The sequence below is a fragment of the Candidatus Symbiopectobacterium sp. NZEC135 genome, from assembly GCF_025962695.1.
The window spans coordinates 1-656 of record NZ_JAGFPF010001209.1 but is presented as its reverse complement, the minus strand read 5'-3'; the positions used below and the strand labels follow the sequence as shown (position 1 = coordinate 656).

General features: G+C 52.1%; 2 pseudogenes. Both read right to left on the bottom strand.

Features of this window, described 5'->3' with window-relative positions:
- Positions 1 to 153: pseudogene (locus tag J5224_RS33380) on the bottom strand (amino acid ABC transporter substrate-binding protein); the annotation flags it as partial.
- 225 nt (positions 154 to 378) lie between these two features.
- Positions 379 to 656, bottom strand: a pseudogene (locus J5224_RS33375) (MurR/RpiR family transcriptional regulator); the annotation flags it as partial.

Genomic DNA, 656 nt, shown 5'->3' with positions numbered 1-656 from the left:
AGTGCCAACCGAGCCAAACGGCGGGAAATCTTGCGGTACTGCCACGCGTAACACGCCACGCTGTTCAATGTCCTGAAGCTGATCGGCAACCGCGTTGCCCACTTGTGTCACTAACAGCAATGCGCCAGCCAGCGCGATAAGGTGTTTTTTGATGCCCATTGCGTATCTCCTGGTTGAAAATCAGATGAAACCAAAAGTTCTTGATAAGCGATAAGTGAAACTATCGTTTCATTGAGTAAGCAAAGGGCGTGCCAGTCTTATAGAGAGCGACAATCAGGCACAGCAAGGGGAGAATTGAGCTAACCGAGAGTGATACGCGCAAAAATGCAGCGCAGCAACGGCACCAAAAAAGTGCAAGAGCACCATTTTAGCGCTCGCTTAGCGCTGCTCTAATTCGTCCAGATGGGTATAAAGATCGGCTATCTGATGGATACGCTGACGCCCTTGCTGCAACATTTCATGCAGTAACGCATTGCTGAGCAAGCCTGCCAGACTCATGGCGGCACTGTAGCTATCAAAGGCGGAAACGCTGTCCAACGGCAGACACAGTGACCAGGTGGCAAACGGAAATAGCCCGTTAGCCTGCGGTTCACTGATCAGCACAATCGGCACCTGACGCGCCTGCAACTGTGCCAGTAACGGCTGGATGACTCGCG